Here is a 23,442-nt window from a genome sequence, read left to right as displayed (position 1 = left end):
AAAGGTAAGAAGAAAACTTCTTACCTTTTAATTCATATAAAATATAAAGATTAGTGTAAATCAGCGTTTAATTTAACTTCTCTTGTACTTCTCATAGCGATTGTTTGACCATTTGAAGAGTTAACTCTAAAGTGAACTCCATTCACTCCTAAGAAATCACTTCCTTTCATAACAGTAGAAATCTCTTTATTTGGATTAATCTCTTTTAATGCAGCAACAGCTTTTTCTGATAATGCGATTTTAGTTCCTGGCAAGATTGTAACACCAGCATCTAAAATACAACCATCACCAATTGCAGTTCCAGTACAAGAATTTGCACCTAAAAGTGTGTTTTCTCCAATAGAAACAGGAACTCCGTCAGTTCCAGAAAGAACTCCAAGAATTGAAGCTCCACCACCAACATCAGATCCAGCTCCAACAACAGCTGAAGATGAAATTCTTCCCTCAACCATAACGCTCCCTAAAGTTCCAGCATTAAAGTTAACATAAGCAGCTCCTGGCATAACTGTTGTTCCAGCTGCTAATTGAGCTCCCATTCTAACTTTTGAAGTCTCTAAGATTCTTGTGTTATCAGCAGGGATAATGTGTTGTAAGAATCTTGGGAATTTATCAACCATATCAATAGTTGGGTATTTTCCTGAAAGTTTTAATACGATTTCATTTGCTCTTAACCAGTCAAGTTCAATTGGTTGATTTCCAACCCAAGCGCAGTTGTGTAATTTACCAAATGCACCAGTTAAGTTTAAACTTCTAAGTGCAGCTTTTCCAGTTGAAAGTGCATATAATTTTAAATATACAGCTTCTGTTGATTCAGGTGCAACATCTTCAAAAATAAATACAACTCTATAATCTTCACCTGTTAATCCAGAATCTATTGGAAGTGAAGCAAGTGTTGAAATTACTTGAACATTTTTATGTGCATCACCTTTTGCTTCAGGGATAAATGGTCTAAAAGCTTCAATACAAGAAGTTAAAAACTCATCTGAGATTTTAGCTACTAACTCAGATTTTGAAGTATCAACATCAACTCCAGCTACTTTTAAAGCGTTTAATAATACTGCTGCACTTCCAAAATTTTCATTCCAATTTATTAAAGGGAAAGTTGCTTGTAATATTTTATCTTTATTGATTTGTCCTCTATCAACTTTTGCAATACCAAACCCGATTGGATTTTTGTACCAAGATTGTGATTGTATATCATCTACTAATTGTTTGAATTCTTCTTTTGTATAAGCCATTATATCTCCTATTATTTTTTGATTTATTTTACTACAAAGAAGACTAATTTTAGGTTAATTTAGTAAATTGTGTCCATATCTATTGAAGCATTTGGACTTTGAATACTATGAAGTGCATTTAAAAGTGCTTTTATATTGTTTGAACGAACAAGGATTTCATATCGATATTTATTTGCCATTTTAAAAATTGGGCTTTGTCCAAATCCTACAACTTCAATATCTTTATTTACTTTTAAAACATGAACATAAGAATCCATTTCATCTTTTATTTTAATTCCATTGGCATGGGAAAAAGTGATTTTTGCCATCTTTAAAAATGGCGGATAAAGCTCTTTTCTAAACTCTAATTCGCTTTCTAAAAACTCTTTATAATTTGACTCATTTAAATAATGATTAAAAAAATCTTCATTTTTTGTTTGAATTATTACTTCGCCCTCACCTTTTCGCCCACTTCGTCCTGATATTTGAATAAGTAAAGATAGAGCTTTTTCTCTGGCTTTATATGAATTCATATTTAAAATAGAATCTATTCCTAAAACAACAGCTAATCGAACATTGTGATAATCATGCCCTTTTGAAAGCATTTGAGTTCCAACTAAAATATCAATTTCACCTTTATTAAACTCATTTAATATGGTTTTTAATTGATTATTTGTTTTTATTTGGTCACGGTCAAATCTTTTTATAACTTTTTGAGGGAATAACTCTTTTAATTCCTCTTCAATTTGTGCAGTTCCAACTCGAAGATTGTGAATAATTCCATTATGACAAGATGGACATGATTCTGGAATTTGTTGTGTATATCCACAATAATGGCATTTTAAGGCTAAATCATTTTTATGTAAACTCATAGAAACAGAACAATAAGGACACTCAACTGATTTTCCACAAGTTGTGCAAATTTGGTATTTAAAGTTTGCCCTTGTTGGTAAAAATACTATTACTTGGTTTCCACCAGCTATAGTTTTTGTGATTTTATCTATAACTTTTAGGGATAAATTTGCTTCACTATCTTCAAAACTATAATATTTCTTAGTTTGGTGATAAGTTTCATCAAGTCTAAAAAAAGGTATTTTATGAAAAGAACTAGAAGAAACTGTTGCACTTCCTAAAACTAACTGCAAGTCAAATTTTTTAGCCATATAAATAGATAAATCTTTTGTATGAAATCTAGGTTTTGAATCACTTTTATAAGAGTCATCATGCTCTTCGTCAACTACAATCACACCCAAATTTGAATATGGCAAGAAAAGTGCTGATCTAGCCCCTGCAATTAATCTAATACTACCTTCTTGTAGTCCTTTTAAAATCTCTTCTTTTTTCTTTTTAGTAATCTTTGAGTGCCAAATAGCGATACTTTTCCCAAATACTTTTTCTAATCTTTTTTGCATTTGTGGAGTTAGGGAAATTTCAGGCATTAATAAAATTGCTTGTTTATTTGCATTTAAATGCTCTTCAATTATTTTGATATAAACTTCCGTTTTACCAGCTCCCGTATCTGCAAATAAAAGTGCTTGTTTTTTGTCTTTTAGAAACTCTTTTGCTTTTTCTTGTTGTTTCGATAAAACTATTTTACTATCAAACTGTTCTTGATTAAAAATTGGATTTATATTTTCATCAAAGGGACTGTAAACACTCAAAGCTTCACCAAGGGAACAAACATAATATTGTGATACAAAACTAGCAATTTGTTGCATTTTTTCATCGAAATATTCATTTGTAATTTCAACTATATCACTGCATTTAAAAGTTGGTTTTTCAACTTCTTTTATAACTACTGCTTCATCTAAATTTTTTCTTTGTTTTAGTTTTATTAAAACTTTTTTTCCAAGTGTGATTTTTTTTTCACTTTGAAAAGTTAGATTATTTAGTGGTGATTTTAAAAGTGCTAATTCATAATAATACATTATTCAATCTCACTACAAAGTTCAAGGCTACTTGTGCATAAGAATTTATTATCTTCAAAAGAGAATAGGATATTTTTATCACTTGAAAGATAAAAAGTATAAGATTTATTTGATAGTTTTGCCCACATTCCAGACTCTTTTTTTGTTGTATTTGTTGAAACTATTGAAAAATCTATTACTTTTGTAAAAAGTTTTTCATTACTTGAATTTTGTTTTGCTTCATCTAAATTATCTAACTCTTGTGTATTTGAAAGTAAAACATTTTTATTTATTTGTTTTGTTATTCCATTTTGAATTAAAGCAACTTGTGATTGAAGTTTAGTAATATTTGTTTTATAGTTAAGATTTGTAAATTTAGGAATTGCAAAAGATGTAATGATAGCTATTAAAACTATCACAATTATAATCTCTAATAATGAAAAACCTTTGATTGCTAAAACCTTGAAAGTTTATTTGTAATATCTTCAATATCTTTTTTGAAAACATTGTACTCTTGAGATAATCTTATATAAGCGGCCAATAAATCTCTTGTATCATTATTTTTTTCTAAATTTAAATATTTTGTAAGTTCTTTATAAATACTTTCATCAACATTTATAGTATATGCCATATTATTAATATGAAAAGTTACTTCTTTATTCACTATTTCGTGCCTTTATCAATGTTAATGTACTATCGATTCTCAGAAACATGTCTTGATTATTTCTTATTAGTTCATCATTCTCATTTTTCATAGAATCTAATTCTTGTTGAAGTGCTAGATTTTCTAATCTTAATTTATCATAATCGTGAATTAATTTATCAATTTTATTGTTTAATGTTTCTATTATTTCCATGGTAAGTATTTTACCTAAAAAATTCTACTATTAGAATTGAAATTATTTTTATTGTTGTATTTTTTTCTCATTTATAAATATTTTAGCAACTTCGTACAACATTGATACAGATTTACCCCATTGAGAATAATCATTTACATCAGATATGTCAATACCGAAGCTATCTGAAATTTTTTGAATCAATATTTTTTCATTTATATTAAAACTATGATCAATATGAATTAAAATCATTAACTCTAAAATTACTATTCGTTTACTTGATTCTGATTTAAAATCATTTAATATTTTTTCTAAACTAAAGTTATCGAAATCAAAAGAATCTAAATTCTCAATCCCCATCTCTGTACAATATTCTAGAATAATTTCTTCTTCTTTTTCTCCGTATTTATTGTCTATTCTTGCAAGATAGTGTGCTAATTGTAAAAAAGAAAATTTCTCTTTTGCTTGTAATTTCATTAATAACATTTTATATTTCCTATTTGTATATATTGTTATTTTAGTAAAAATTTGTTAACAATAAATGAACAAGTATTGTTTTTATACAATACAACTTTTACCTATTTTTTTTGCTTCATATAAAGCTTCATCAGCTCTAGTAATTAAATTATCAATAGATGTATCACCTACTTGATAATGAGATATTCCTACGCTAATTGAAAATTTATACTTTTTAATTCTATTATATTCTTTAATTTTATCTAAAATTTTATTAGCAACTAATCTTGCATTTATGATATTTGTATTGGGTAATAAAATTATAAATTCATCTCCTCCAAATCTTACAATCAAATCACTTTCTCTGATACTTAATTTTGATATTTTAACTAATTCTTTTATTACAATATCACCTATTTCATGGCCATAAGTGTCATTTATTATTTTAAAATCATCTAAATCAACTAATAATAAAGATAAATCTTTATTTTCTCTTTTTACAATTTTTAAATATTCATATGAAAATTCATTTAAATATCTTCGATTATATGCACCTGTTAGGGGGTCTGTATTAGCTAGTTTTTCTTGATAAGTTCTTTTTGTTTCTTCTAAAATTAGTTTATTTGTACGATTATCTAATTCAATAATCATATTATTAAAATTAGTTCCTAATCTATCAACTTCAAAAATACCACAAGGTTCAAGATTTTTTATATCTTTTTTTATTCCTAGATTTTTTGTTAGTTCAATTATTTCTAATAAAGGTATATTTATTTTATTTACAACTTCTTTTGCTTTATAAGATAAGTAAAAAAAGAATAATATATAAAAAAATAAAACTGAAGATATTATTATATATCCCAATGTTTCATAATATTCTTGTAAATTCTGGATTTCATTTAATATATTATGTTCTGAAATAAGAACCACAATATAGATGGAACTATCAGGTACTTTTTTTGAAAATAAAAGATAGTTTTTATTGCTTATTACAATTCTATTAAGATTCTTTTCTTTTATTATTTCTTTGAAATAATTTACTATTTTAGTACTTTTATTATCTAATATATTTATTTTATTAGATTCAATATTTAGTGAATCTTTAATATTTTCATCAATAAATAGTATTTTTCCTAAATTGTCAATAACTAAAATTTTACCATCATAGGGAAGTTTCATTTGAATAAAGTGATTAAGAGAATGATTAATAAAATCTATGTTTAGAGCTTCTTCTTTAATTGTTTCGGTTTGGTTTTTTATGATTAAAGAGATTGAGTTTTCTACATCATTTAGTAAAAAATTTGCACTTTTATCTATCATACTTTTATTAATTATAAAATAAAAAAATACTAAAAATAGTTCTATAAAAAATATTGATACTAAAGAAGTTCTCAAATAATTTTTATAAAGTAACTTCTCCAATGTTATTTTTTTCATTATAAAGCCTTTAAGTCTAGCTTATAGAAGAAAATCATATCACATTTTATGATAAAAAGAAATATCTTAGTATTTTATTAAGATTAAATAATATTAAGCACCTAAATATTTAGCTCTAATATCATCAGAATGAACTAAGTCACTGCCTTTACCTTCTAATGCAACTTCACCATTTTCTAATACATATGCCCAATCAGATATTTCTAAAGCTGCAAAGGCATTTTGTTCTACTAATAAAATAGTAATTCCTTCTTCTCTTAATCTTAAAATTGTTTCAAATAGCTCACCAATGATTTTAGGAGCAAGACCAAGTGATGGCTCATCAAGCATTAATAACTTTGGAGAACTCATTAATGCTCTAGCAATTGCTAACATTTGTTGTTCTCCTCCACTCATTGTTCCTGCTAATTGATGTCTTTTTTGTACAAGTCTTGGGAAAAGTTTTAACATATCTTCTTGAAGTTGTTCATATTTAGCATCATTGTTAAATGCACCCATTCTAAGGTTTTCTTCAATAGTAAGGTTTTGAAAACATCTTCTTCCTTCTGGAACTAAGGCTATTCCACTTTGGATAATTTTATGGGTTTTCATAGTTGAAATATCTTTATTCATAAAAGTAATTTGACCAGTTTTTTTAACATCATTTACAATTGATTGTAAAGTTGATGTTTTACCCGCACCATTTGAGCCAATCAAAGATACAATTTGTCCCTCTTTAACCTCAAAATCAACTCCTCTTACAGCTTTAATAAGTCCATAATATACTTCTAAATTTTTTACGTTAAGCATGTTTGAAATCTCCAAGGTAGGCTTTTATAACCTCTTCATCTTTAATTGCATCTTTGATATCACCCTCAAAGATTGTTTTTCCATAATCTAAAACCATAACTCTGTCACATAATTTATTTACAAATTTCATATCATGTTCAATCAATAAAATCGTAATATCAAACTCATCTCTAATTTTGAAAAATAGTTCTGCCAACTCATGTGTTTCATTTGGATTCATTCCAGCTGCTGGTTCATCTAATAATAAAAGTTGAGGATTAGCAGCAAGTGCACGTGCAATTTCAACCTTTCTTTGTTGTCCATAAGAAAGAGAAGTTGCAAGTTCATCTGCATATTTTGCAATTCCTAATACTTCCATAATTTCAAAAGCTCTTTGTTTTACTCTTTTTTCTTCTTTGAAAAATCTTGGTAATCTAAATATTGCTTCAAAATATGAATATGTTGCTTGATAATCAAAACCTATTAAAACATTTTCTAAAACTGTCATAGATTTAAATAATCTAATATTTTGAAATGTTCTAGCTATTCCTCTATGAACTATTTTATGAGGTTTTATACCATCAATTTTTTGACCATGAAATTTAATTGAACCCTCTGTTGGTTCATAATTTCCAGTAATGATATTAAACATAGTTGTTTTCCCAGCACCATTTGGACCAATTAATCCATAAATTTCTTTTGCTTTTACATGAAATGAAGTATCTTTAATAGCAGTTACTCCACCAAATTTTTTTGTTACATTGCAAACTTCTAAAATCATTTGTTTGCCTTTTTCTTTTTAAATAAATCTTTTAACTCTTTTTTACCCATTAGACCTTCTCTTGCAAAAAGCATTACAATAATTAAGATTAAAGAGAAAACAACCATTCTCATACCTGGCATTGCTTCTGTATGAATACCCATAAAATTCATAGGTTCATCTAAGAATCTCATCCACTCAAGACCAGCCATTACAAATACAGTTCCTAAAATAGCTCCTGTTGTACTTCCAAGACCACCAAGAACAATTATTATTAATAATTGAAATGTTAAGAAGAAAGTAAATAAATCAGGACTAATTGATGTAAGAAGTGCTGCTAATAAACCACCTCCAACACCTTCAAAAAATGCTGAAGTTGTAAATGCTAAAGTCTTTGTTTTAAATGTATTAATACCCATAGCAGTTGCTGCATCTTCATCATCTCGAACAGCTTTCATAGCACGTCCGAATTTTGAATATATAATATTTAAAATAACAACTACAGCAAATATTGCTATTCCACCTGTCCAATAAAGATTTGAATATTCAGGAATGTCATTAATACCTAATGAACCATTTGTAATCTCAGGAGAGTTTATTGCTAAAACTCTAATAATAAATCCAAAACCTAAAGTTACAATTGCTAAATAATCCCCCCTTACTCTAAATACAGGAAAAGATAATGATAAAGCTAATAAAGCTGAGATTATCCCAGAGAAAAGTAAAGCCCAAAAGAAATTTGATTGTAAAGCTAAAACCCAAGGAGAAGGATCTGCAATATAATATTGATATTGCATTCCCTCAGCATCAACTAATAAAATAGCTGTAACATAAGCACCAATCGCAACAAATCCATTTGGTTCAAGGGAAAACTGACCAGTTATACCATTTATCAAGTTATATGAAACTGCTAAAATAATAAAAATTGCAACATTGTTAATAATTCTAACTGTATATTCATCAAAAAAGTTTTGTGCAAACCAAGTAAACCAAATAGCTGTTATTATTATTGCTAGGTTTATCATTCTTTGTTTTGTAAAAATTGTATCTTGAACCATAATTAAAACCTACTCTTTTCTAAATCTTGCCCCATAATTCCAGTTGGTTTAAATAACAATACTAAAATCAAGAAAACAAAAGCAAAAGCATCTTTATATCCACCAAGTTCTGGAAAAAATGCAATAACAACAACTTCAGTAAATCCAATAATAAATCCACCTACAACAGCTCCTGAAACTGAACCAATACCACCAACAACAGCTGCTGCAAAAGCTTTAAGACCAACTAAAACACCCATCATAGGCTCAACAGAAGGATAATTAATAGCCCAAAAAATTCCACCAACAGCAGCTAGTGCTGAACCTAATCCAAATACTAAAGAGATGATACTATTTGCATCTATTCCCATTAAATTTACTGTTTTAATATCAAAAGATAAAGCTCTAATTGCCATTCCATATTTTGTTTTATATAAAACATATAAAATTCCAATTAATAAAAATAGAGTAACTATTGGAACCATTATTGAAGCAACTGAGAAAGTAACGCCTGCAACATTAAAAATATTTTCCATATATTCAGGAACAGGGAAAGCTCTTGGAACTCCACCTGCGAATACTGTAAATGTATTTTCTAAAAAAAATGAAATACCAATTGCTGTAATTAACAAAGAGATTCTTGGAGCTTCTCTTAGGGGTTTATAAGCAATTTTGTCCATAAACATACCAAAACCAGCTGATAAAGTAACTGCTAATAATACAGTAATAGAAAATGGCAAATCAAAAACTGCCATAAAAGTATAAGCTAAAAAAGCACCTACCATCATTATATCGCCATGGGCAAAATTAATTAATCTTAACACACCATAAACCATCGTATAACCAATTGCAATAAGAGCATACATACTACCCAAACTAAAACCGTTTATCATTTGTTGCATAAAGGTTAATATATCCATTAAATCTCCTGAATTTAAATATTTATAAAATTGCAATTATAAAAATAATAATAGTTAGTTTTATAATTGCAAAAAAGCCTAACAATAAATTGTTAGGCTTTTAGAATTTTTTGATAAAAATTATGGGTTAACTGTCGCTTTAAATACAGCTTTTCCATCTTTAATCTCTTTAATAACAGCAGATCTAGTTGCGTTACCTTCATTATTAATAGAAATTTTTCCTGAAACACCATCAAAATCTTTTGTTTTTTTAATTTCTTTATTAATACAAACAGAATCAGTTGGGTCTTCACATCTATTCATTGCATCAATTAGTACATTATAAGTATCAGCACCTAATGCTGTAAATGAGTTAACTTCTTTATTTCCTGTTTCTTTTTCATGGTAAGCTACGAAATCAGCAGATTTTTGAGAAGGAGGATTTGTATAGTCGAAGAAATCTGTAAACATATATCCGTTTACTGCATCTCCACCTAAATCAATAAATGTTTGGTTTGCAACGCCATCTCCACTAAACATTGGTTTTTCTAAACCCAATTGTTTAGATTGTCTTGCAATCATAGAAGCTTCTGGATGATATAAAGGTAAGAACATAAAGTCAGGATTAATTTCTTTGATTTGAGAAACTACAGCTTTGAAATCTTTATCACCTGATGTTACTTTGATAACTTTAACAATATCTCCACCATTCTTTTTAAATGCACTTTCAAAAGCTTTTGCTAATCCTAAAGAATAAACTTGTGCTTGGTCAACTACAACAACAGCAGTTTTATAACCTTCTTTACTTGCAAAATTTGCAACAACTTCACCTTGGAATGAGTCAGTAAAACAAACTCTGTTTGCATAAGTTCTTTTTGCAGTTAATTGGTCATTTGTAGCAACTGAAGCAATAACAGGAATTCCCTTTTTATCAGCAATTGCAATAACTTGTGCTGTATTTGTAGAAGTTAATGCTCCTAAAATAGCAACAACATTATCAGAAGAGATAAGTCTAGTTGTAGCATTTGCAGTTTCTACTTTATCACCTTTATTATCTAATAATACAATTTTAATCGTATCACCATTTTTTAATGTAGGTTGTTGTTTATGTGCTAATTCCACACCTAAGTTTGTAACTTGTCCATAAGCTGCTACAGCCCCAGACATTGGCATAACTGCACCAACAGTAATCTCTTTTGCTGCAAGTGCACTGCACGCTAATGCAGAAGATAAAGCTATACTTAAAAATTTATTCATTTGTACTCCTTAATTAATTCTATATGATTCTATCATAACTATAAAAGAAATTATGAAATAAAAAGACAATAAATTATACAAAAATTATACATTTTATATATTTTGATATTAAATATACAGCTTTTAATTATATTATTACTAATTATTAAATAAATACAAATTCAATAAATATCTGTTATTCTAATTCTAAACTCATTAAATACATCTCTTCACCATCTGTAACTTTGATATTTACACTTTGGCATTTTGGACAGCAAAATTCATTTTTTTCTAATGTTGAAATAGTGCCACAATCAAAACAATCAATGACCACTTTTTGATGATTTATCAAAAAAACTGCATCATGACAGACTGTTTGTTCTTTAAAAGTATCAAAAGCAGTTTGAAGTAAATCGGGTTCAACTCCACTTAAAACTCCAATTTTTACTACTACTTTTGTAACTTTTTTTGCATCATTTGTTCGAGCGTGTTCTTCACAACTTTCTAATAAAGATTGAACTATTGAATATTCGTGCATAAAATTTCTCCTTTAAAAATGTTCCATTTATTAAAAGTAACCAATTAACAAATCCTTGGAAGAAGTTCACCAGTTGGTGTATCTAAAAATCTTTTTGTTCCCCATGAACTATTTAGTATTACTTTTTTATCATATTGATTTGTAACTTTCCCAATAATACAAGCCTTTGAAGCCTCTGGAAATGTTTGTAAAACTTCAATAGCTTTAGCTGCAAATTCTTGTGGAATTGCAAGAACAAAAGTTCCCTCATTTGCAAGATTTGTTGCTTCAAAACCTAACATCTCACAAATTCCTTTTACCTCATCACATACTGGAATTTTTTCTTCTTCTACTTCTATACAAATATTTGATTGTTTTGCCCACTCATTTAACACAGCACTCACTCCACCTCTCGTGGCATCTCTTAAAGCTGTTATTTTAATACCTGCATCAATCAAAGCTTTCACTTGTGGATATAAAGAGTTACAATCGCTTTTAAGCTCTGAATTCATATCCATTCCCTCTCGTGCAGCAAAAATAGTAGCACCATGAGCTCCAATGTCTCTATTTACTAAAATTAGGTCATTTTGAGTGATATTATTTGAGCTAATGCCTTTGTATAAGATTTCTCCAATTCCTGTAGTGTTTATGAAGATTTTATCAACTGCACCTTTAGGAACTACCTTTGTATCTCCACTTACAATAATAGCTCCATTTATTTCAAGCTCTTTTTTCATGGAAGCCACAATTCTTTCAAGTTGTTCTACCTCAAAACCCTCTTCAATGATAACTGAGCAAGTAAGATATTTTGGTTTCGCTCCCATCATAGCTAAGTCATTACAAGTTCCACAAATGGCTAATTTTCCAATATTTGCTCCATTAAAAAAAAGTGGTGAAACTGTAAATGAATCCGTACTAAAAGCTAATGTTCCATTTTGAATAACTGCTGCATCTTCACTTTTCTCTAAAATTTCATTTTTAAAAGCTACATAAAAAACCTCTTTTATTAATTCATTATTCTCAGCTCCACCATTTCCATGTGCTAGTGTTATTGTTTTTGTCATTTATTTATCTTCCCTACTCTTACTATACTTTTTACTTCCACCTTGAGATGTTTCAACTGGATATTTTTTTTCATTTTTTGTCATCTTATTTAAAATAGCCTCTTCAAGATTTATATCTAGTTTCATGCAAATTCTAAGAAGATAAATAGCCACGTCAGCTACTTCTTCTTTTGTATGCTCTAACACATCATCAGGTAGATTCAAAGACTCTTCAAAATTTAGCCATTGGAATATCTCATTTAGTTCTCCTACTTCACCTGTTAATGCCATAACTAGATTTTTTGGATTGTGAAAACTTTCCCAGTTTCTATCATCTGAGAATTTTTGGATTCGTTGTTCTATTTGTTCTATATTCATTGGTTATCTTCTTTTATATTTAAAATTGATATTGCTTTTTTATAGTTTTCTTCATCGCCATAAAAATACTCTTCAAGTAATGATTGGATTTTGTATTTTTTCACAAACTCTAAATCATTTTCATTCTCTATCTTCATAAAGTAACTGTGCCCTAGTTTATAATCTTCATTTATTGTTTTTGAAATATGTTCATTTATCTTTTCAAATAATTCTTTTGCAATTTCTGGAACTAAATTTAAATTTGGCTTCATCTTTAAAAATGTAAATCTTCTTCTTAAAGCTATATCAATAGTTGCAATAGATTTATCAGTTGAGTTCATAGTAGCAATGATATATAAGTTTGATGGTATTTGAAACTTCTCTTTTGAATATGGAAGTGTTACTTCATATGTATCTCTTTTATCTTCTTCTATAAGAGTAATAAGTTCTCCAAAGATTTTAGAGATATTTCCTCTGTTTATTTCGTCTATTACTATATAGAAATTTTTTTCTTTTTCTTCTATGCCTTTTTTGTTTTCATTAATTATTTCAACAATCTTTTTACCGATTGGATAATATAACCCACCTAAAGAGATAGTATCTTTTTTAACATCTAAGTTTTTTATATCACTTGGTTTTTGAACTTCATTATTCAATATTGCTTGAACAACTGTTTCTAAATCTGATTTCTTAACATATTGTGTATCTTTTGCATTTGATGATTGAACTTTTATAGTTTTATCTTTAAATTCATGAATAAGTATTTCAACATTAGAAACACTAAATATTTTATCTAATTCGTTTTCTATATATTGGGTTCTTAATATATCAAAAGCTTCATCAAAAGAAATATGTTGATATATTGTTTCTTTGATTTGATTTTTTGCTTTATTACATAATAGTTTAAATATACCATCTTCTAATTCTATATGACTATTCTCACTAGGTCTAAACCCTTCTATAAAATCTTCATAAGAGTAACTTTGATGAAATGTTACAAACTCTATTCTTTTTTCTTTTTTTATATCTTCAAAAATAGAATTATCAAAATCATTTGTAGTTTCATTTTTAGAAATAGTATCAAAAATAGTTTTTTCATTATTACCATCTTCTATCATAGTAATTAATCTTTTGTAATTATGAGTTTTACCAACACCTGGAGCACCATAGAGCATTATATTTTTTGTTTTCATATTGTATTTTTCGTCTTTACTAATTTTATATGATGATTTAATATATTCTATATATTTTTTTAATGAAGCTGATGGAAAACTACTTTTTTCTAAATTAATTTCTTTTAAATCTATCTGTATTTTATTTAAAATATCTTCTAATTTTTTCAAATCTGTTATTTCAAATAAACTATTAACCTCTAAATTTATGCCTTTTAAAATAGCTGGAATATATTCATCAATATATAAAGGATAATTACTTTGAACACTTGCTGACATTCCATTATTTTTTAACCATTCTCTAAATAATTCTTTTCTATCCATTTAAAATCTCCACCCTCTTCCTAATTTCATTAATATAGTCTTTATAATTATTCCCATTAAAATCCAAATCAATACAAACTATTCTCAAATTTATTTTTTTATATTCTTCTTTTCCTAAAATCAAAGTTTTATTCAAACTATCTAAATGTCTAGGATACAAAAGCATCACATTATCAACTCCATAATTTACTCCATAAGCAAATACTTGGAGTTTATCACTTTGTTTTATATCTTCTATTGATTTGATTTTTTTATATTTTGTATCTATTATTTGTTTTTTTAGTATTATATCTGGCTTTAATGTCAAATCATTGAAATTATCTTGATTTTGTATTTTTGCATTATCATCTAACTCTTTTACAAGTCTAGCTATAAACTTCTCAAACAATATATTCATATCAAACAAAAAAGCAAATGATTTTTTATCTTGACTAAATAGTGGAATTGATTGTTTCAAAAGTAAAATAGCTATTTCAAAGCTGGTTCTGAATCTTTGATTTAATCTATTGAAATGAATCCTATCTAATTTATTTATATCTACTGACTTATATTCAACCTCATCAAATATTAGTTCACACTGTTTTAAAAGCTTTTTATCTTTTACAAATTTTTGAAGATATTTTATTGCATATAGAAAAAATTGATTTAGACTATTATTTGGACTAAATTCATCATATTCACAATAGATTTTATTTTTTGTGAAGTTGTATTTTAGGTTTTCATTTATTAGATATTTTCCTTTTAGAACTGGAAGATTATCTTGTTGAGTGATATACTCTTTGTATATACCTTTTTTTAATTCATTTAAAAGATTTGATGCAAACATTTGAACAAATACTTCTAATATAGAGTGCTCTTGATTTTGGCAAGAGGCTATTTGTTCATTTGATAGATTTATATTATAAGCATACATCAACATATAGATAAATATATTTAGATTTTGTTCATCCTCTTGTTCATCATTACGATTTGCTATTTTTGGCAAAATATAAAAATCTTGTTTATCAAAATTTAAAATTCCACAATATTGTCTAGCGTTTAGTGTTTTCCAATCAAGCTTAAAATATTTATGAAGAGATAAATTTTCTATAATGTGTGTTTTTAAATCTTTATAGTTTTCTTCTTTTATCTCTTCATATTCATATATTATATTTGGCATTATTAATTATATACTTACTCTTTCTTTTATTTTTTACTCATAATATTTGCAAATAGCTTGTGTTCCTAAATCGCCATCGCCATTTTTTTCTAATGTCTCATACATTTCTAATACATCTTTTAATACTTTTAGAGTTGGAACTTCTTCATTTGCTATTTTTAAATCTTTTACCATATGTTTTATATAAAAACCTGCTTTAAAATCTCTTTGATTCATTTTTGGAGCTGTATTTGTCATATGAAAACTTGAAGCAGAACCATTACTGATACTTCTTAACATAGTTTCAATATCTAATCCAACTTTTTTTCCATAAGTTATAGCTTCACTAATTCCTGCCATGATTCCTGCGATTGCTATTTGGTTTGCCATTTTTGTGTGTTGTCCACTTCCAGCTTTTCCCTCATAGATAATAGTTGTACCTAAAGCTTCAAAAATATCTTTACAAGCATTAAAATCTTCTTCATCTCCACCAACCATAATAGATAAAGTTGCATTTTTAGCACCATTTTCTCCACCAGAGACAGGGGCATCTAAAAACTTTAATCCTTTCTCTTTTGCAATATTATAAATATCAATTATTAGATTTGGACTTGTTGTTGTCATATCTATTAAATAAGTATCTTTTTTTGCACTATTTAAAATACCTTTTTGTGATAAGTATATCTCTTCAACATCTTTTGGGTAACCAACTATTGTTATTACTACATCTTTATCTTCTACACAAGATTGAATATTTTCACGAAAAACTGCACCAGCTTCTAGTATATCTTCAATCTTTTGTTTATCTCTTGCATAAACATCTACTTCAAATCCTTTTTTCATTAGATTTAAAATCATTGATTTACCCATTACACCTGCGCCTATAAAACCTATTTTTTTACCTAGACTTTGATTCATCATTTTATAACCTTATGTGTGTTTTATAAAAGTAATCAGTTTACTCTTTTCTATAAAAGATTACCATATTTATAATAAGCACTACATGCACCCTCGCTACTAACCATGCAAGAACCAATTGGATTTGTTGGTGTACAAAGTGTTCCAAAGATTTTACAGTCGTGTGGTTTTGCTATTCCTTTTAGAATATCTGGACATCTACAGGCTTTGTTGTCTTTAACTTCACGTGTGGGAAGTATCTCTTTATATACTATTTTTGCATTGAATTTGTCATATTGTTCTTTTAGTTCATATCCACTATTTTCAACTGTTCCTATTCCTCTGAATTTAAAAGGAACTTTTTTGAAGTATTTATTCATTAAATCTTGGGCTTTTAGGTTTCCCTCATAAGATACAAGTCTTTTATACTCTACTTCTAAATCACTTCTTTTTTCTTTGAATTGTTTTACTATCATAGAGATTGATTGCATCACATCAACTGGTTCAAAACCTGCCACAACTACTGGTTTATTATAATCTCTTGGAAACTCTTCATATATCTTACTTCCACTAATAACACTCACATGTGATGGGCCTAAAAAAGCATCTATTTTACAATCACTACTTTGCACTAATACTTGCATAACTTCTGGAACTGTAATGTGATTTATATGAAAAAGTATATTTGTAATATTGTGTTTTATTACTTGCTCCAATAAAGCACAAGTCATTGGTGTTGTTGTTTCAAATCCTATTGCAAAAAAGACTACTGTTTTATTTGGATTCTCATTTGCTATTTTTATACACTCCATTGGAGAATAGACAAATCTCACATCTGCACCTTGGCTTCTTGCATTTTGTAAACTTCCCTTACTTCCTGGAACTTTTATCATATCACCTAAAGTTACAAGTATTACATCTTCTTGTAAACTTAACTCATAAGCACTATCAATTCTCTCTTTTGGCATTACACAAACAGGACAACCAGGTCCATGTATGAAGTTTATTTTTTTATTTATTAATTGAGGAATTCCGTACTTCATAATAGTGTGAGTGTGTCCACCACACACTTCCATGATATTTATAATTCCATCATAATCTTTTAAGTCTTCATCAATTAGCTGTTTATATGCTTTTATGGTTTTAGCATCTCTAAAACCATCATATAAATCTTTTAGTTGTAGCTCTTTTTCCATAATATTATCTATTTGGGCAATTATCAGATTGAGCAATTGCTTCTAATCTATCTTGCTCTTCCATCTTTTCTATTATCTCTTGGTAAACTTTGAGAGATTCCATGGCATCCTCTTCATTTATTTTATTCATTGCAAATCCAATATGAATTAAAACATAATCTCCAACTACTACATCTTGATCTATTAAATCTAAACTAGCACCTCTTTCAACTCCCATTGTATCAACGATACAAGTGTTCATTTCAGTGTCTATACTTTTTATTTTTGATGGTATTGATAAGCACATACAATTTTTCCTTTTTAATCTATTATTTGTAAAACAATTTTATGAATGATTCTGCAACGGAAGGGTAAAAATCTTTGATTTTTGGGTACCCACCGTGAAGCCTAAATGAATGAAATTGATTTTACAAATATCATCTCATCTTTCTTTTGAAATTAATCCAATCAATTACATTTTGAAGTGATTGTTTATCTTTTACATTTACTTCTAAAATATCTACATTTGGTTTTAGTTTTCTAGCTTCCATCTTCTCTTTTTCAATATCATATTCAAAGTATGGAAGTAAATCTGTTTTTGTAATAAGTATTAAATCAGCACATCTAAACATAACTGGATATTTAGCAATCTTATCAACGCCTTCAGGAACTGAAACAAGAACAATATTTAAGTGAGTTCCAACATCATAAGAAGCTGGACAAACTAAATTTCCTACATTTTCCACAAAACAAACATCAATATTGTCTAGGTTAATATCATGCAAACCTTTGTGAACCATAAAGGCATCTAAATGACAAGCACTTCCTGTTTGGATTTGAACAGCTTCAATTCCTTTTGCTTTTAATCTATCAGCATCCCTTGAAGTTTCTAAGTCACCCTCAACAACTGCAAATTTAAAATCTACCATATCTGCAATATTTTCTAAAAGTGATGTTTTTCCACTTCCAGGGCTTGACATAAGATTTATTCCTAAAACTTTGTGTGAATCAAAATGAGCTCTATTGTGTGAGGCTTCATGGTCATTTTTATCAAGTATCTTTTTGATTACAGAGATAGTTTTTGCGTCATTTAATTGGGGATTATGATTTAAAGTTTCGTGTGCTGCTTGGTGTGTTGCACTCCAAGTTGTATTATCATGTTGATGTTCATGGTCATGAACAATTCCATGTTCATGGTCATCGTGATGATGGTGATGTTCTTGTCCTGCTATTGTACAACCGCAATCTTTACACATATTATTTCCTTTTGTTTTAATCTATTTTTGTGAATGTTTATTCATTTTAAATAGTTTAACTCAAAAAGTCTAAATCTCCTATAATATTAATTTGCAGTTAGGTGTTTTTGGAACAAATAAATTTATATAACACTAAATTAACAATTGTTAGTAATAATAGTAAATTAATTTTTAGGAGAAAAAATGAAAAAAATCGTATTATCTACAATATTTGTAGCAGTATCTGCTACTTATTTATCTGCTGCTTCTTTTGCAGCATGTGCCACTTGTCATGGAGCAAATGCTGAAAAAGCTGCATTAGGAAAATCTGCAATAATAAAAGGTTGGGATGAAGCTAAAACTATTGCTTCTTTAAATGGTTACAAAGCTGGAACTTTAAATGTATATGGAATGGGAGCAGTTATGAAAGGTCAAACTGCAAAATTGAGTGATGCTGATATAGCTGATTTAGCAAAACAAATAGCAGCAATGAAATAATCTTTTAACTAGTCAATTTTTATTGACTAGTTTTAAAGTAAATTAAAAATAATATAGTTATTTAAACGAAACTGATGTCTCTTTTAATATTGTATTTACATCTAATGCTTCACCATTATATTTAACAAGTTTTATACCTTGTGAAGTAAATGAGTTCGCTGTGTTTTTACAAGCTTTTTTAACTACTATATAACTACATTCACTTAAAGCTTCACCCATTTTATTATGTTGGGCAATATGTTCTTCATCATCGTGTCCGTGGTCACATTGATGATCTTCTTCTGCGTGGTCATGGTCAATGTCTGTTCTTGGATTTTTTATTATTGAGTCTAATTTAAATGATCTAAACATTCCTGAACCTGTTAAATCATAAATTGCGAAATTTGGAGTATGTCCTGCATTACTAAAGAATGTTAAATTCTCATCTTTTACTGGAATTGCTATTTTCATAATAGGCCTTTTATTAGTTTATTGTAGAGTATACTCTCTTAATTAGTTTTATATGCAATTATTACTCCGCAACTAAATTTTATACATTAAAATATCTATATAATTCCCTTGACATATTTTCAAGTAAATATGATTTTAGAGAGTTATCTGTAATAATTTTATTAAACATCTCTTCATTTGTACTTCTTTTATCCACAATCATTTTTAAGAAATACCCTTTTTTGAACTGTTCTTCAAACTCATCATAACTATTTACAATTGCTATATCTTTTAAGTCTTCATTCTTTTTATGAGCTTCGAGCGGTTGGTCAAAAAAAGCCAATCTATCTTCATCACTTAAATCAAGTCCAAATAAATCATTTATTCTTTGAATCAAACTATTTAAATCAACTTCTTCTTTATCTTTTGTTCTACTACTTCCCTCACTATAACCTTGTAAAGGTTGTGCTACTGTTGAAGATAGTGATAAATCTTCTCCATTTATTTCATCACCATTCATTCTTTTTAGTTTATAAAAATCAAGACTAAGCAAATTATTAAGTTCAACTTTACTTATTTTATCTTTTGGAAACTTTTTAATCAGTCCACCAAGGTAAATATACATTTCATAAAGTGATGTTTTTTTAATAGGATAAATTTGTATCAAAAAGTTATAAGCTCTAAAGAACTTAATCACATAGGTTTTAAACTCATCCTCTTTTGCATTATCTTTTATTTTATTAAATCGTTCAATTGCTACATTTACTAGATTATCCATATTCGCTATATCATTTGAGTTTCTATTCTCTTTTAGATAAAGTTTACAATACTCTTTTACTTCTTCCTCATAACATATATGAAACTCATCTATTTTGTGATAAAACTCAAACACAATATTTGGGTCTGTCATTTTTTCTATATTTGAGCAAGTGTAATATCTTGAAAAAGATTTCAGAATTGTTTCTTGTTCATTTACAAAATCTAATACAAAAGTATTATCTTTACCTCTTGCTACTCGATTAAGTCTTGAAAGTGTTTGAACTGCTGTTACACCATCTAGCATTTTATCAACATACATAACACAAAGTTTTGGTTGGTCAAATCCTGTTTGATATTTATCTGCAACAATTAGAAATTTAATACTATCAACACTATCAAAAACATCAGGCAATTCACTCTCTTTAATAGCATTAAGACTCTCTTCTGTATATTTAACCTCATCAATTTCAAGCTCTCCTGAAAAAGCAATAAGTGATTTAATACTAGGATAATGTGTAGCTAAATATCCATCAAGTGCTAGTTTATATTTTAGGGCATGAAGTCTTGAACTTGTTACTATCATAGCTTTTGCTTTATTTGCCAACCAAAAAACTCTATTTGTCATAAAATCTTCTACTATGGTTTCTACTTTTTGATTGATATTATGTTCATGTAGATTTATAAAACTTCCTATTGCTTTATTTGCTCCTCTTTTTTCAAAGATTGGATTATCTTTTATTTTTTTTCCTATTTTAAAATACGTATCACTAATCATATAATTTTTTAAAGGGTCAAGGATAAATCCCTCTTCAATAGCTTGTCGCATAGAATACAAATGAAATTCATGGGCTAAACCATCATCTTCAACTCTTCCAAATATTTGCATTGTTTTATCTTTTGGTGTTGCTGTAAATGCAAAAAAACTCAAGTGCTTTGTATCTGTGATAGCCTCTAACATTTTATTTACATCATCTTCACTGTCACTTTCAAACTTAGAATCAAACTCTTTTGCCTCATCTAAACTTTTTCCACTAAGGGTAAGTTTTAAATAGTTTATATTTTCGCCACTTGTACTTGAGTGTGCTTCATCTATTATGATGGCATAGTTATGTTTATCTATGGCATCTATTTTTTTATAGGCATAGGCAAACTTTTGAATAGTTGTTATTATGATTTTTGCTTTTTTCTGTAAGGCTTGGGCTAAATCATTTGAGTTTTTATTTTTATCAATTTTTACAACTATTCCCTTTGTTTTATCCAACTGATAAATAGCATCTTGCAACTGTTTATCTAAGACTTTTCTATCTGTAATTACAATCACACTATCAAAAATTGGATTTTCATTTTCATCATGTAGTTTTGAAAGTCTATGAGCCAACCAAGAAATAGAGTTTGTTTTCCCACTTCCTGCACTGTGTTGGATTAGATATTTATGTCCTTGTTTTTCCTCTTTTACTTTTTGTTCTACTTTTTTTACCACATCTAGTTGATGGTATCTGGGGAATATTGCTATTTTCTTTTTTGGGTCTTTTTCATCTACTTGTATAAAATAGAAGTTTCTAAATATATCTAATAATGAATCTTGACTTAAAATCTCTTCCCATAAATAGTGAGTTTTTAATTTACCATCAACTGTTGGATTTCCAGAACCATTTTCAAAACCTTTATTAAATGGCAAAAAGAAAGTATCTTTTCCCTTTAGTTCTGTTGTCATACTTACTTCATCATTATCAACGGCAAAATAGATAAGAGTTCTTGTGTTAAATTCACTTAATTTACTTCTATAACTTCTATCAAGTTTAAATTGTTCTTTTCCATTTTCAATACTTTGTCCTGTGTATTTGTTTTTTAATTCAATTACAACTATTGGAAAACCATTTAAAAAAACAACCAAATCAATAGAAGTTTTAGCTCCATCTTCAAAGTATAATTGTCTTGTGAGTGAAAAGATATTTGAGTTATATAGTTTTACTGTTTCTTGGTTTTTATTATTGTTTGGTTTGAAATAAACAAGTCTTAAATTTGAAGTAAGTGTATAATCCTCAACACCATCTCTTAAAACTTCAATCAAACCTCTATTTTTTATCTTATTATCAATCAAATCTATTAATTTTTCTTGCCAGTTTGTTGGTCGAGATTTTTTAAATTCATCTAAAAGCTCACTTTGGGTTGACTCCAAGAACTTAAAAAGTTCTTTTTTATTTATGCAAGAAATTCTATCAAAATCACTACTAACACTTTGAGCAAATCCACTTTTAAAAGTAGCATTTTGAATTGCTTCTTCAATATCTTTTTCTTTTATATGTGCCATGATTTAACCTTTGATTTGATATTTTTGTTTTGCATTTTCTATTGCCTTGTGAAGTCGTTTTTCAAACTCTTCTTTTGGTGGTAAAATGGTGAGATATTTTGCCACATGAATATCGCTTTTTTCAAGTTCTAGTAATTCTATTTGTTCTTGATTCTTATCACTACAAAGTATGATTCCCAAAGGTGTATTTTCATCTTCTTCTTTTTCATACTTTTCTAAGTATTTTAAATAAAGCTCCATTTGCCCTTTATACTCTGCTTTGAATTTTCCCAGTTTCAAGTCAAAAGCAACCAATCTTTTTAATTTTCGATTATAAAAAAGTAAATCAATATAAAAATCATCTTCGCCTATTTGAATTCTTTTTTGTCGTGATATAAAAGAAAATCCATTTCCTAGCTCCAAAATAAAGTTTTCAATATCTCGTAAAATCGCATCTTCTAAATCTTTTTCTAAATATCTATCATTTAACTCTAAAAAGTCTAAAACATACGGGTCTTTTAAAATCATATTAGGAGTTACAATGCCCTCTTTTAGTTTTTCTATTTCATAAGTGATTAATTCATCAGGCTTTTTCGATAGTGCTGTTCTCTCAAACAGCATAGAGTCAATTCGATTTCTCAAAGTTCTTACACTCCACTTATCCAAATCACTCATTTGAGCATAAAACTCTATTTTTAAACTATCGTCCATATACATAATTTCTTTAAAATGAGACCAACTCAATTGTCTCGACAGTGTAGAGACAATTTCAAAATCATCAAAAACTTGTGAAAATTTAATCATATCAGCTAAATTTCTTTTTGAAAAACCTTGACCAAACTCTTCTGTCAATTTTGCAGACACTGTCTGCAAAATCTCTTTTCCATACTCTGCACGACTATTTTTCAAAATATCTTCATTGATTTTATAACCAATTTGCCAATACATCAAAGTCAAAGATGAGTTTACACTAATAGCTACTTGCTCTTTAGTAGATGCTATTAAAGATTTTAATTGATTTACTAAGTTTTTATTTTCTATTAGTTCACTCATGT

At 27.9% G+C, this 23,442-nt stretch carries 25 protein-coding genes; 1 reads left to right on the top strand and 24 read right to left on the bottom strand.

Translation table 11 applies throughout. The features are described from left to right. Nucleotides 1-50: 50 nt before the first annotated feature. The 21 genes from AVENP_RS06650 to hypB form a co-directional block, all read right to left on the bottom strand. Nucleotides 51-1,238 (bottom strand): tetrahydrodipicolinate N-succinyltransferase N-terminal domain-containing protein, encoded by a 1,188-nt coding sequence (locus AVENP_RS06650; RefSeq protein ID WP_128358782.1) that lies wholly within the window; start codon nt 1,236-1,238, stop codon nt 51-53. A 59-nt stretch (nt 1,239-1,297) separates the two neighbouring features. Continuing rightward, complete coding sequence (locus AVENP_RS06645) at nt 1,298-3,145, bottom strand: primosomal protein N' (RefSeq protein ID WP_128358781.1); 1,848 nt, start codon at nt 3,143-3,145, stop codon at nt 1,298-1,300. Then, a complete protein-coding gene (locus AVENP_RS06640) occupies nt 3,145-3,576 on the bottom strand; it encodes a prepilin-type N-terminal cleavage/methylation domain-containing protein (protein WP_128358780.1) in 432 nt (143 codons plus the stop codon). The genes AVENP_RS06645 and AVENP_RS06640 overlap by 1 nt, the downstream gene beginning before the upstream one ends. A 2-nt stretch (nt 3,577-3,578) precedes the next feature. Then, entirely contained in the window at nt 3,579-3,788 is a 210-nt protein-coding gene (locus AVENP_RS06635; RefSeq protein ID WP_228201866.1) for a hypothetical protein, read from the bottom strand. Further along, nucleotides 3,781-3,981 carry a cell division protein ZapB gene (locus tag AVENP_RS06630; RefSeq protein ID WP_128358778.1) on the bottom strand — a complete coding sequence of 67 codons (201 nt, stop codon included), beginning with the start codon at nt 3,979-3,981 and terminating at the stop codon, nt 3,781-3,783. The genes AVENP_RS06635 and AVENP_RS06630 overlap by 8 nt, the downstream gene beginning before the upstream one ends. 48 nt (nt 3,982-4,029) lie before the next feature. Then, nucleotides 4,030-4,446 (bottom strand): TerB family tellurite resistance protein, encoded by a 417-nt coding sequence (locus AVENP_RS06625; protein ID WP_128358777.1) that lies wholly within the window; start codon nt 4,444-4,446, stop codon nt 4,030-4,032. A 72-nt stretch (nt 4,447-4,518) separates the two neighbouring features. Then, nucleotides 4,519-5,853 (bottom strand): GGDEF domain-containing protein, encoded by a 1,335-nt coding sequence (locus AVENP_RS06620; protein ID WP_128358776.1) that lies wholly within the window; start codon nt 5,851-5,853, stop codon nt 4,519-4,521. 93 nt (nt 5,854-5,946) lie between these two features. Further along, the gene (locus AVENP_RS06615; RefSeq protein WP_128358775.1) at nt 5,947-6,642 is read right to left on the bottom strand and encodes an ABC transporter ATP-binding protein; all 696 of its coding nucleotides are present in this window, start codon (nt 6,640-6,642) and stop codon (nt 5,947-5,949) included. Beyond that, complete coding sequence (locus AVENP_RS06610) at nt 6,635-7,402, bottom strand: ABC transporter ATP-binding protein (protein ID WP_128358774.1); 768 nt, start codon at nt 7,400-7,402, stop codon at nt 6,635-6,637. The genes AVENP_RS06615 and AVENP_RS06610 overlap by 8 nt, the downstream gene beginning before the upstream one ends. After that, on the bottom strand, nt 7,399-8,439 hold the full coding sequence (locus AVENP_RS06605) for a branched-chain amino acid ABC transporter permease (protein WP_430385356.1): 1,041 nt from the start codon (nt 8,437-8,439) through the stop codon (nt 7,399-7,401). Before AVENP_RS06605 ends, AVENP_RS06610 begins: the two co-directional genes overlap by 4 nt. 2 nt (nt 8,440-8,441) lie before the next feature. Continuing rightward, entirely contained in the window at nt 8,442-9,338 is an 897-nt protein-coding gene (locus tag AVENP_RS06600) for a branched-chain amino acid ABC transporter permease (RefSeq protein ID WP_128358773.1), read from the bottom strand. A 120-nt stretch (nt 9,339-9,458) separates the two neighbouring features. After that, nucleotides 9,459-10,574: an ABC transporter substrate-binding protein gene (locus AVENP_RS06595; protein WP_128358772.1), complete on the bottom strand. Its 1,116-nt coding sequence runs from the start codon at nt 10,572-10,574 to the stop codon at nt 9,459-9,461. Nucleotides 10,575-10,749: 175 nt separating this feature from the next. Continuing rightward, nucleotides 10,750-11,091, bottom strand: a complete 342-nt coding sequence (gene hypA / locus AVENP_RS06590; RefSeq protein ID WP_128358771.1) for a hydrogenase/urease nickel incorporation protein HypA — start codon at nt 11,089-11,091, stop codon at nt 10,750-10,752. 44 nt (nt 11,092-11,135) lie between these two features. Then, a complete protein-coding gene (gene hypE, locus AVENP_RS06585) occupies nt 11,136-12,134 on the bottom strand; it encodes a hydrogenase expression/formation protein HypE (RefSeq protein WP_128358770.1) in 999 nt (332 codons plus the stop codon). Continuing rightward, nucleotides 12,135-12,491 (bottom strand): nucleotide pyrophosphohydrolase, encoded by a 357-nt coding sequence (locus AVENP_RS06580; RefSeq protein ID WP_128358769.1) that lies wholly within the window; start codon nt 12,489-12,491, stop codon nt 12,135-12,137. After that, on the bottom strand, nt 12,488-13,966 hold the full coding sequence (locus AVENP_RS06575) for an McrB family protein (RefSeq protein WP_128358768.1): 1,479 nt from the start codon (nt 13,964-13,966) through the stop codon (nt 12,488-12,490). Before AVENP_RS06575 ends, AVENP_RS06580 begins: the two co-directional genes overlap by 4 nt. After that, complete coding sequence (locus AVENP_RS06570; RefSeq protein WP_128358767.1) at nt 13,959-15,125, bottom strand: McrC family protein; 1,167 nt, start codon at nt 15,123-15,125, stop codon at nt 13,959-13,961. The genes AVENP_RS06575 and AVENP_RS06570 overlap by 8 nt, the downstream gene beginning before the upstream one ends. Nucleotides 15,126-15,158: 33 nt before the next feature. After that, nucleotides 15,159-16,025, bottom strand: coding sequence for an NAD(P)-dependent oxidoreductase (locus tag AVENP_RS06565; protein ID WP_228201865.1), 867 nt, complete (start codon nt 16,023-16,025; stop codon nt 15,159-15,161). Between the two features lie 47 nt (nt 16,026-16,072). Next, nucleotides 16,073-17,197, bottom strand: a complete 1,125-nt coding sequence (hypD, locus tag AVENP_RS06560) for a hydrogenase formation protein HypD (RefSeq protein ID WP_128358766.1) — start codon at nt 17,195-17,197, stop codon at nt 16,073-16,075. A gap of 4 nt (nt 17,198-17,201) precedes the next feature. Continuing rightward, a complete protein-coding gene (locus AVENP_RS06555; protein WP_128358765.1) occupies nt 17,202-17,483 on the bottom strand; it encodes a HypC/HybG/HupF family hydrogenase formation chaperone in 282 nt (93 codons plus the stop codon). Nucleotides 17,484-17,613: 130 nt separating this feature from the next. Beyond that, nucleotides 17,614-18,432 (bottom strand): hydrogenase nickel incorporation protein HypB, encoded by an 819-nt coding sequence (gene hypB, locus AVENP_RS06550; protein WP_128358764.1) that lies wholly within the window; start codon nt 18,430-18,432, stop codon nt 17,614-17,616. A gap of 183 nt (nt 18,433-18,615) precedes the next feature. On the opposite strand from hypB, the gene AVENP_RS06545 reads away from it, so the two are divergent. After that, nucleotides 18,616-18,909, top strand: coding sequence for a c-type cytochrome (locus AVENP_RS06545; RefSeq protein ID WP_128358763.1), 294 nt, complete (start codon nt 18,616-18,618; stop codon nt 18,907-18,909). A gap of 57 nt (nt 18,910-18,966) precedes the next feature. On the opposite strand, the gene AVENP_RS06540 is transcribed toward AVENP_RS06545, so the two are convergent. The 3 genes from AVENP_RS06540 to AVENP_RS06530 form a co-directional block, all read right to left on the bottom strand. Next, nucleotides 18,967-19,359, bottom strand: a complete 393-nt coding sequence (locus AVENP_RS06540) for a NifB/NifX family molybdenum-iron cluster-binding protein (protein ID WP_128358762.1) — start codon at nt 19,357-19,359, stop codon at nt 18,967-18,969. A gap of 79 nt (nt 19,360-19,438) precedes the next feature. Beyond that, nucleotides 19,439-22,408, bottom strand: a complete 2,970-nt coding sequence (locus AVENP_RS06535) for a type I restriction endonuclease subunit R (protein ID WP_128358761.1) — start codon at nt 22,406-22,408, stop codon at nt 19,439-19,441. Between the two features lie 3 nt (nt 22,409-22,411). After that, nucleotides 22,412-23,440: a PDDEXK nuclease domain-containing protein gene (locus AVENP_RS06530; protein ID WP_128358760.1), complete on the bottom strand. Its 1,029-nt coding sequence runs from the start codon at nt 23,438-23,440 to the stop codon at nt 22,412-22,414. Between the last annotated feature and the right edge of the window lie 2 nt (nt 23,441-23,442).

Source organism: Arcobacter venerupis, from assembly GCF_013201665.1.
In the GTDB taxonomy this organism is placed as follows: domain Bacteria; phylum Campylobacterota; class Campylobacteria; order Campylobacterales; family Arcobacteraceae; genus Aliarcobacter; species Aliarcobacter venerupis.
This window is presented reverse-complemented; position numbering and strand designations above follow the sequence as displayed.

Coding starts and splice junctions, on each gene's coding strand:
- hypE (WP_128358770.1), bottom strand. CDS start 12,134: ATGACAAAAACAATAACACTAGCACATGGAAATGGTGGAGCTGAGAAT.
- AVENP_RS06630 (WP_128358778.1), bottom strand. CDS start 3,981: ATGGAAATAATAGAAACATTAAACAATAAAATTGATAAATTAATTCAC.
- AVENP_RS06565 (WP_228201865.1), bottom strand. CDS start 16,025: ATGATGAATCAAAGTCTAGGTAAAAAAATAGGTTTTATAGGCGCAGGT.
- AVENP_RS06645 (WP_128358781.1), bottom strand. CDS start 3,145: ATGTATTATTATGAATTAGCACTTTTAAAATCACCACTAAATAATCTA.
- AVENP_RS06615 (WP_128358775.1), bottom strand. CDS start 6,642: ATGCTTAACGTAAAAAATTTAGAAGTATATTATGGACTTATTAAAGCT.
- AVENP_RS06610 (WP_128358774.1), bottom strand. CDS start 7,402: ATGATTTTAGAAGTTTGCAATGTAACAAAAAAATTTGGTGGAGTAACT.
- AVENP_RS06535 (WP_128358761.1), bottom strand. CDS start 22,408: ATGGCACATATAAAAGAAAAAGATATTGAAGAAGCAATTCAAAATGCT.
- AVENP_RS06580 (WP_128358769.1), bottom strand. CDS start 12,491: ATGAATATAGAACAAATAGAACAACGAATCCAAAAATTCTCAGATGAT.
- AVENP_RS06555 (WP_128358765.1), bottom strand. CDS start 17,483: ATGTGCTTATCAATACCATCAAAAATAAAAAGTATAGACACTGAAATG.
- AVENP_RS06625 (WP_128358777.1), bottom strand. CDS start 4,446: ATGTTATTAATGAAATTACAAGCAAAAGAGAAATTTTCTTTTTTACAA.
- AVENP_RS06530 (WP_128358760.1), bottom strand. CDS start 23,440: ATGAGTGAACTAATAGAAAATAAAAACTTAGTAAATCAATTAAAATCT.
- AVENP_RS06620 (WP_128358776.1), bottom strand. CDS start 5,853: ATGAAAAAAATAACATTGGAGAAGTTACTTTATAAAAATTATTTGAGA.
- AVENP_RS06545 (WP_128358763.1), top strand. CDS start 18,616: ATGAAAAAAATCGTATTATCTACAATATTTGTAGCAGTATCTGCTACT.
- AVENP_RS06650 (WP_128358782.1), bottom strand. CDS start 1,238: ATGGCTTATACAAAAGAAGAATTCAAACAATTAGTAGATGATATACAA.
- hypA (WP_128358771.1), bottom strand. CDS start 11,091: ATGCACGAATATTCAATAGTTCAATCTTTATTAGAAAGTTGTGAAGAA.
- hypD (WP_128358766.1), bottom strand. CDS start 17,197: ATGGAAAAAGAGCTACAACTAAAAGATTTATATGATGGTTTTAGAGAT.
- AVENP_RS06605 (WP_430385356.1), bottom strand. CDS start 8,439: ATGGTTCAAGATACAATTTTTACAAAACAAAGAATGATAAACCTAGCA.
- AVENP_RS06600 (WP_128358773.1), bottom strand. CDS start 9,338: ATGGATATATTAACCTTTATGCAACAAATGATAAACGGTTTTAGTTTG.
- AVENP_RS06540 (WP_128358762.1), bottom strand. CDS start 19,359: ATGAAAATAGCAATTCCAGTAAAAGATGAGAATTTAACATTCTTTAGT.
- AVENP_RS06595 (WP_128358772.1), bottom strand. CDS start 10,574: ATGAATAAATTTTTAAGTATAGCTTTATCTTCTGCATTAGCGTGCAGT.
- AVENP_RS06570 (WP_128358767.1), bottom strand. CDS start 15,125: ATGCCAAATATAATATATGAATATGAAGAGATAAAAGAAGAAAACTAT.
- hypB (WP_128358764.1), bottom strand. CDS start 18,432: ATGTGTAAAGATTGCGGTTGTACAATAGCAGGACAAGAACATCACCAT.
- AVENP_RS06575 (WP_128358768.1), bottom strand. CDS start 13,966: ATGGATAGAAAAGAATTATTTAGAGAATGGTTAAAAAATAATGGAATG.